Origin of the sequence: Marinobacter vinifirmus, assembly GCF_002258215.1 — a bacterium.
Classification (GTDB): Bacteria; Pseudomonadota; Gammaproteobacteria; order Pseudomonadales; family Oleiphilaceae; genus Marinobacter; species Marinobacter vinifirmus.
In genome coordinates, this window is sequence record NZ_NEFY01000023.1 from 18,825 (window position 1) to 27,187 (window position 8,363).

Sequence of the window (8,363 nt, forward strand, 5' to 3'; positions counted from 1 at the left end):
GGTGACATGTTACGGAAGAAGACCAACGGGGTTGCGAAAGGCCCCCGTGCGGGATCTTTACTTTCATCCCTCGCTGCCAAGACTATGGACCGTCGTAGTTTTCTGGCGGCTTCCGGTGTAACAGTGGGAGGCCTGGCGGCCTTGTCACTGACGTCGGGGCGGGTTCAGGCAGCAACTCCGTCGAACGAAGGCGGGGAAATTGTCCTTAAAAAGTCTGTGTGCACCCACTGTTCGGTTGGTTGCACCGTGGTTGCCGAGGTTCAGAATGGCACCTGGGTAGGCCAGGAGCCCGGCTGGGACAGCCCGTTCAACCTGGGTTCACACTGCGCCAAGGGCGCTTCTGTGCGCGAACACGCCCACGGCGAACGACGCCTGAAGTACCCCATGAAAATGGTCAATGGCCAGTGGCAGAAGATCTCCTGGGACGACGCTATCAACGAAATCGGCGACAAGATGTTGCAGATTCGCGATGAGAGCGGCCCGGATTCGGTGTACTGGCTGGGCAGCGCAAAGTTCAACAACGAACAGGCGTATCTCTACCGCAAATTTGCGGCTTACTGGGGCACCAATAACGTCGACCACCAGGCCCGGATCTGCCACTCCACCACAGTCGCCGGTGTAGCCAACACCTGGGGCTACGGTGCGATGACCAACTCGTACAACGACATCCACAATTCCAAGGCCATTTTCATTATCGGGGGCAACCCGGCCGAGGCGCATCCGGTGTCGCTGCTGCACGTCCTGAAAGCCAAGGAAGAGAACAACGCGCCGCTTATCGTTTGTGACCCGCGCTTCACCCGCACGGCCGCCCATGCCGACGAATATGTGCGCTTCCGGCCCGGTACCGACGTAGCCCTGGTTTGGGGACTGCTCTGGCACATCTTCGAAAACGGCTGGGAAGACCAGGAATTCATTCGTACCCGTGTGTACGGCATGGAGCAGATCCGCGAAGAGGTGAAACGCTGGAACCCCGAGGAAGTCGAGCGGGTAACCGGCACCCCTGGCGCGCAGCTTGAGCGTGTCGCCCGCACCCTGGTCAATAACCGTCCGGGAACCGTTATCTGGTGTATGGGTGGTACCCAGCACTCCAACGGTAACAACAACACCCGTGCGTACTGCATCCTGCAGCTGGCGCTGGGCAATATGGGTGTAGCCGGCGGCGGCACCAACATTTTCCGTGGCCACGACAACGTTCAGGGCGCTACCGACCTGGGCGTACTGGCAGATACCCTGCCCGGCTACTATGGCCTGGCGGCCGGCTCCTGGGCCCACTGGGCACGGGTCTGGGAAGAGGACCTGGATTGGCTGAAAGGCCGGTTTGCCACCATGGACAAGAATGGCAAATCCAAGGCCATGATGAACGAGAAGGGCATCCCGGTATCCCGCTGGATTGATGGCGTACTGGAAGCCAAGGAAAACCTCGAGCAGCCCGACAACACCCGGGCCATGGTGCTGTGGGGCCACGCGCCCAACTCGCAGACCCGTATGCTCGAAATGAAAGAAGCCATGGAGAAGCTGGACCTGCTTGTGGTTGTTGACCCGTTCCCGACCGTGTCAGCCGTGCTGCACGATCGCAAAGACGGTGCCTACCTGCTGCCGGCAACCACCCAGTTCGAGACCCGCGGCTCAGTAACTGCCTCGAACCGCTCCCTGCAGTGGCGGGAAAAGGTGGTCGAGCCACTGTTCGACTCCAAGGTCGACCACGAAATCATTAAGCTGTTTGCGGACAAGTTCGGCTTCACCGATCGCATGTTCCGCAATATCGCCATTGAGGGCGACGAACCGGTGGTGGAGGACATCACCCATGAGTTTAACCGGGGCATGTGGACTATCGGCTATACCGGCCAGTCGCCTGAGCGCCTGAAGAAACACATGGCCAACCAGCATCACTTCGACAAGACCACCCTGCGTGCAGTCGGTGGGCCTTGCGATGGCGATATCTACGGGATGCCATGGCCGTGCTGGGGCACTCCGGAGATGAACCATCCGGGCACACCGAACCTGTACGACATGTCGCTACCGGTGTCCAAGGGCGGCCTGACTTTCCGCGCCCGCTTCGGTGTTGAGCACAACGGCAATAACCTGTTGGCTGATGGCGTGTACTCGAAGGATTCCGACATCAAGGACGGCTACCCCGAGTTCACCATGCAGATGCTGATGGACCTGGGCTGGGATAAAGACCTCACAGCCGAGGAGCGTGCCAGCATTGATGCGGTTGCAGGCCCCGAAACCAACTGGAAAACGGACCTGTCCGGCGGTATCCAGCGTGTAGCCATCAAGCACGAGTGCGCACCCTTCGGTAACGCCAAGGCCCGCGCCATCGTCTGGAACTTCCCGGACCCCGTGCCGCTGCACCGCGAGCCGCTGTACACCAACCGTCGAGACCTGGTGGCGGATTATCCCACCTACGCCGACAAGACCTTCTGGCGGGTTCCGACCCTGTACGAATCCATCCAGCAGAAGGACTTCAGCAAGGACTTCCCCATCATTCTGACCTCCGGCCGCCTGGTCGAGTATGAAGGTGGTGGTGACGAGACCCGCTCGAACCCCTGGCTGGCAGAACTGCAGCAGGACATGTTCATCGAGGTGAACCCGCGTGATGCCAACAACCTGAACATCCGTGACGGCAACGACGTCTGGGTGTCCGGCCCTGAGGGCGCACGCATCAAGGTTAAGGCCATGGTTACCGAAAGGGTTGGCGAGGGCGTTGCCTTCATGCCATTCCACTTCGGCGGGCACCTGGAAGGAAAGGACCTGAGGGACAAATACCCGAAAGGTGCGGATCCTTACGTACTGGGTGAATCCACTAACACCGTTCAGACATACGGGTACGACTCGGTCACGCAGATGCAAGAGACCAAGTGCACCCTGTGTGCGATCGAACCAGCATAACAAGAGGTGTAGACCATGGCACTTGAAGGACAAGCAAGAGCAAAATTCCTTTGCGACGCCGAGCGCTGCATCGAATGTAATGCCTGCGTAACGGCCTGTAAAAACGAGCACGAAGTCCCCTGGGGCATCAACCGTCGCCGAGTGGTAACCATCGAAGATGGCAAGCCGGGCGAGAGGTCGATCTCGGTAGCTTGCATGCACTGTTCAGACGCGCCCTGTATGGCGGTTTGTCCGGTGGACTGCTTCTACCAGACCGAGGACGGCATCGTGCTGCATTCCAAGGACCTGTGTATCGGTTGTGGCTATTGTTTCTACGCCTGCCCGTTCGGTGCGCCCCAGTTCCCGCAAGCGGGCAACTTTGGCAGCCGCGGCAAAATGGACAAATGCACGTTCTGTGCAGGCGGCCCTGAAGAAGACAATTCCGCAGCCGAGTTCACCAAGTACGGCCGCAACCGTATTGCAGAGGGTAAACTGCCGATCTGTGCGGAAATGTGCTCGACCAAAGCCCTGCTTGCCGGTGACGGCAACGAGGTGGCGGACATCTATCGCCAGCGCGTGGTGAACCGTGGTTTCGGTTCCGGCGCCTGGGGATGGGGCACAGCCTACGAGAAGAAAGGTGCATAAGCTGATCTGAACGAAGTTCCGGAGCTCCCCGAGCTCCGGAACTTCTTCAGTCACAACACCTTCTTGCTGATTCCGCTGGAGTACTCTGATGAACAAACGTCTGTTGGGTGCCGCCGCCCTTGTGCTGGCGTCACTGATATTCAACCCTGCCTGGGCGCAAGAGGGCCCGGAGGTTGACCGCACAGCAACCGGGGGTGCCCAGACCCTCGAAGATATCATGCGCCGCCAGGAGCAGCAGAAACTGGACGACAGTTTCCGGTCCGAAAATCTGGGCAATCCTGAGAAGGCGGCACCAATCACAGAACAGCTGGGAACCCGGGGCGGCGTCTCGGATGCCGACACCTGGCGCGCGATTCGCTATAACCAGATCGACCCCACCGTGCAGTCTCCGGGCCCGGCCAATGGCGTCATGATCCAGGACGGGGGCATCAGTTGGTACAAACTGCGGGAAGGACCCATCATCACCTGGGGCGGTGGTGCCCTGCTGGGGATCATCGTGCTGCTCGTGGTGTTCTACTTTGTGCGTGGCAAAATCATGATTGATGGCGGCCCTGCGGGCACGACCATTGAACGATTCAAAGCCATAGAGCGGTTTGGTCACTGGCTGCTGGCCGGCTCGTTCATAGCCCTGGGCGTAACGGGGCTGCTGACCTTGATGGGCCGCAGTTTCCTGATCCCGGTGATCGGGCACGATGCCTTTTCGACCCTGGCAGTCGGTTCAAAGTGGCTTCACAACAACATTGCCTGGGCATTCATGCTCGGCCTGGTTATGACATTTGTGATGTGGGTAGCGCATAACATACCCGATAAACTCGATTGGCAGTGGGTCAAGGCGGGAGGCGGCATCTTCACCAAGGGCCATCCATCGGCCAAGAAATTCAACGCAGGCCAGAAGGTTGTTTTCTGGACCGTGATGCTGCTGGGTGTGTCTGTCTCGCTTTCCGGATTATCCCTTCTGTTCCCTTTCCAGATGCCTCTTTTTGGCGACACCTTCGGTGTCATCAACAGTATTCTGGGCACGGGCCTGCCAACAGAGCTGACACCACACGAGGAAATGCAATATGCCAACATCTGGCATTCAATCGTGGCATTCGTGATGATGCTGGCCATCATCGCCCATATCTATATCGGCACTGTTGGTATGGAAGGCGCATTCGATGCGATGGGTAGCGGCCAGGTTGACCTGGAATGGGCTCGCCAGCACCACGACCTCTGGGTAGAAGAGGAAGAGGCCAAACAAGGCAAAGGAGGATCATCATGAAGGTAATGATTTCCGCATTTGTCGCAGCATTGATCATAGCCTCGCTCGCCCCGGTTGTTCTGAACCAGTTCGGCTGGTCTTCAGCGGAACAGGGCAGCAGTGAGAGTGTACGACTTGACTGATCAAACCGAGGTATACCAGATCGACGCCGTCGGTTTGGTATGCCCCCTCCCTATTCTCCGCTTCAAGAAACGCACCCAGGGGTTACCCAGCGGCACCCAGGTCGAGTTCCTGGCCGATGACCCCAGTGGCCGTAAGGACATGCAGGCGCTGTGCGATATCACAGGGCACCGGATTGAATGGATTCGCGAGGAGGAGGCCGGCGTGCTCCGTTATCGGATTTGCCTGGCTTAGAGAGAATGCCTTTGGATTCTTTCTGCAGACTTTCATTTTCCCCAGACCTGAAATGAAAAAACCCCCGGCAGCAATGCTGTCGGGGGTTTTGGTATTAAGAGCCTGACGATGACCTACTCTCACATGGGCGAACCACACTACCATCGGCGCTGGTCTGTTTCACGTCTGAGTTCGGGATGGGATCAGGTGGTTCCAGACCGCTATGGTCGTCAGGCAAAACGGATGATCACTGGGAAGGACGAGATAAAACGTGATGGTGATTTCTTTGAGCGTGGCCTTTGCCTTGCTCTTGCGTTATCCGCAATTGTCTTGGGTGTTATATAGTCAAGCCGCACGAGCAATTAGTACTGGTTAGCTCAACGCCTCGCAGCGCTTACACACCCAGCCTATCAACGTCCTGGTCTTGAACGGCTCTTCAGGAGGCTCAAGGCCTCAGGGAGATCTCATCTTGGAAGGGGCTTCCCGCTTAGATGCTTTCAGCGGTTATCCTGTCCGAACATAGCTACCGGGCAATGCCACTGGCGTGACAACCCGAACACCAGAGGTTCGTCCACTCCGGTCCTCTCGTACTAGGAGCAGCTTTCCTCAAATCTCCAACGTCCACGGCAGATAGGGACCGAACTGTCTCACGACGTTCTAAACCCAGCTCGCGTACCACTTTAAATGGCGAACAGCCATACCCTTGGGACCGGCTTCAGCCCCAGGATGTGATGAGCCGACATCGAGGTGCCAAACACCGCCGTCGATGTGAACTCTTGGGCGGTATCAGCCTGTTATCCCCGGAGTACCTTTTATCCGTTGAGCGATGGCCCTTCCATACAGAACCACCGGATCACTATGACCTACTTTCGTACCTGCTCGACGTGTCTGTCTCGCAGTCAAGCGGGCTTGTGCCATTACACTAACCGCACGATGTCCGACCGTGCTTAGCCCACCTTTGTGCTCCTCCGTTACGCTTTGGGAGGAGACCGCCCCAGTCAAACTACCCACCACACAGTGTCCTCAACCCCGATAAGGGGCCAGAGTTAGAACCTCAAACATGCCAGGCTGGTATTTCAAGGTTGGCTCCACTCGAACTGGCGTCCGAGTTTCAAAGCCTCCCAGCTATCCTACACAAGCATGCTCAAAGTTCACTGTGAAGCTATAGTAAAGGTTCACGGGGTCTTTCCGTCTAGCCGCGGATACACCGCATCTTCACGGCGATTTCAATTTCACTGAGTCTCGGGTAGAGACAGCGCCCCCATCGTTACGCCATTCGTGCAGGTCGGAACTTACCCGACAAGGAATTTCGCTACCTTAGGACCGTTATAGTTACGGCCGCCGTTTACCGGGGCTTCGATCAAGAGCTTCGCACAAGTGCTAACCCCATCAATTAACCTTCCGGCACCGGGCAGGCGTCACACCGTATACGTCCACTTTCGTGTTTGCACAGTGCTGTGTTTTTAATAAACAGTCGCAGGGGCCTGGTATCTTCGACCGGCTTCCGCTCCACCCGCGGGGGTTTCACGTACACACCGGCGTGCCTTCTCCCGAAGTTACGGCACCATTTTGCCTAGTTCCTTTACCCGAGTTCTCTCAAGCGCCTTGGTATTCTCTACCTGACCACCTGTGTCGGTTTGGGGTACGGTCTCGAATAGCCTGAAGCTTAGAAGATTTTCCTGGAAGCAGGGCATCAATGACTTCGCGCCCTTGGGCACTCGTCGTCACGTCTCAGGATTGTGGACCCGGATTTGCCTAAGTCCACTCCCTACTCGCTTAAACCGGGACAACCGTCGCCCGGCTCACCTAGCCTTCTCCGTCTCTCCATCGCAGCTATCCAAGGTACGGGAATATTAACCCGTTTCCCATCGACTACACCTTTCGGTCTCGCCTTAGGGGCCGACTCACCCTGCGCCGATTAGCGTTGCGCAGGAACCCTTGGTCTTCCGGCGTGCGGGTTTTTCACCCGCATTGTCGTTACTCATGTCAGCATTCGCACTTCTGATACCTCCAGCAAGCTTCTCAACTCACCTTCGCAGGCTTACAGAACGCTCCCCTACCCCGCATACAATGTATGCAGCCGCAGCTTCGGTGACCAGTTTGAGCCCCGTTACATCTTCCGCGCAGGCCGACTCGACTAGTGAGCTATTACGCTTTCTTTAAAGGATGGCTGCTTCTAAGCCAACCTCCTAGCTGTCTGAGCCTTCCCACATCGTTTCCCACTTAACTGGTACTTTGGGACCTTAGCTGGCGGTCTGGGTTGTTTCCCTCTTCACGACGGACGTTAGCACCCGCCGTGTGTCTCCCGGATAGTACTCACAGGTATTCGGAGTTTGCATCGGGTTGGTAAGTCGAGATGACCCCCTAGCCGAAACAGTGCTCTACCCCCTGTGGTATTCGTCCGAGGCGCTACCTAAATAGCTTTCGGGGAGAACCAGCTATCTCCGGGCTTGATTAGCCTTTCACTCCGATCCACAAGTCATCCCCTGGCTTTTCAACGACAGTGGGTTCGGTCCTCCAGTGCCTGTTACGGCACCTTCAACCTGCTCATGGATAGATCGCCCGGTTTCGGGTCTATGTCCAGCGACTGATTCGCCCTATTCAGACTCGGTTTCCCTACGGCTCCCCTAAACGGTTAACCTCGCCACTGAACATAAGTCGCTGACCCATTATACAAAAGGTACGCCGTCACAGAACAAGTCTGCTCCGACTGCTTGTACGCATACGGTTTCAGGGTCTATTTCACTCCCCTCACAGGGGTTCTTTTCGCCTTTCCCTCACGGTACTGGTTCACTATCGGTCAGTCAGGAGTATTTAGCCTTGGAGGATGGTCCCCCCATGTTCAGTCAACGTTTCTCGTGCGCCGACCTACTCGATTTCACTGGACTCAGGTTTCGGATACGGGGCTATCACCCACTATGGCGGCTCTTTCCAGGGCCTTCTCCTACCAGTTGTCCAGCTTAAGGGCTGGTCCCCGTTCGCTCGCCGCTACTTAGGGAATCTCGGTTGATTTCTTTTCCTCGGGGTACTTAGATGTTTCAGTTCCCCCGGTTCGCCTCTTACACCTATGGATTCAGTGTAAGATACCTAACCGAAGTTAGGTGGGTTTCCCCATTCAGAGATGTCCGGATCACAGCTCGTTTGCCAGCTCCCCGAACCTTATCGCAGGCTTCCACGTCTTTCATCGCCTCTGACTGCCAAGGCATCCACCGTATGCGCTTAGTTGCTTGACTATATAACCCCAAGACAACTG

5 protein-coding genes and 2 rRNA genes are annotated in these 8,363 nt (G+C 57.0%); 5 read left to right on the forward strand and 2 right to left on the reverse strand.

Annotated elements, in window-relative coordinates:
* Positions 1 to 84 precede the first annotated feature (84 nt).
* From B9Q17_RS16135 to B9Q17_RS16150, 5 genes are all read left to right on the forward strand, one after another.
* Positions 85 to 2,892 (forward strand): formate dehydrogenase subunit alpha, encoded by a 2,808-nt coding sequence (locus B9Q17_RS16135; protein ID WP_232902912.1) that lies wholly within the window; start codon positions 85 to 87, stop codon positions 2,890 to 2,892.
* 15 nt (positions 2,893 to 2,907) lie between these two features.
* Positions 2,908 to 3,516 carry a formate dehydrogenase FDH3 subunit beta gene (gene fdh3B, locus B9Q17_RS16140; protein WP_036219858.1) on the forward strand — a complete coding sequence of 203 codons (609 nt, stop codon included), beginning with the start codon at positions 2,908 to 2,910 and terminating at the stop codon, positions 3,514 to 3,516.
* A gap of 88 nt (positions 3,517 to 3,604) precedes the next feature.
* Positions 3,605 to 4,777 (forward strand): formate dehydrogenase subunit gamma, encoded by a 1,173-nt coding sequence (locus B9Q17_RS16145; protein ID WP_094625989.1) that lies wholly within the window; start codon positions 3,605 to 3,607, stop codon positions 4,775 to 4,777.
* Entirely contained in the window at positions 4,774 to 4,899 is a 126-nt protein-coding gene (locus B9Q17_RS18505) for a hypothetical protein (RefSeq protein ID WP_022989824.1), read from the forward strand. Before B9Q17_RS16145 ends, B9Q17_RS18505 begins: the two co-directional genes overlap by 4 nt.
* Positions 4,883 to 5,131, forward strand: a complete 249-nt coding sequence (locus B9Q17_RS16150) for a sulfurtransferase TusA family protein (protein WP_022989825.1) — start codon at positions 4,883 to 4,885, stop codon at positions 5,129 to 5,131. The genes B9Q17_RS18505 and B9Q17_RS16150 overlap by 17 nt, the downstream gene beginning before the upstream one ends.
* 100 nt (positions 5,132 to 5,231) lie before the next feature.
* Here the strand turns inward: B9Q17_RS16150 and rrf are convergent.
* A 5S ribosomal RNA gene (gene rrf, locus B9Q17_RS16155) occupies positions 5,232 to 5,345 on the reverse strand.
* Positions 5,346 to 5,451: 106 nt separating this feature from the next.
* A 23S ribosomal RNA gene (locus B9Q17_RS16160) occupies positions 5,452 to 8,343 on the reverse strand.
* Between the last annotated feature and the right edge of the window lie 20 nt (positions 8,344 to 8,363).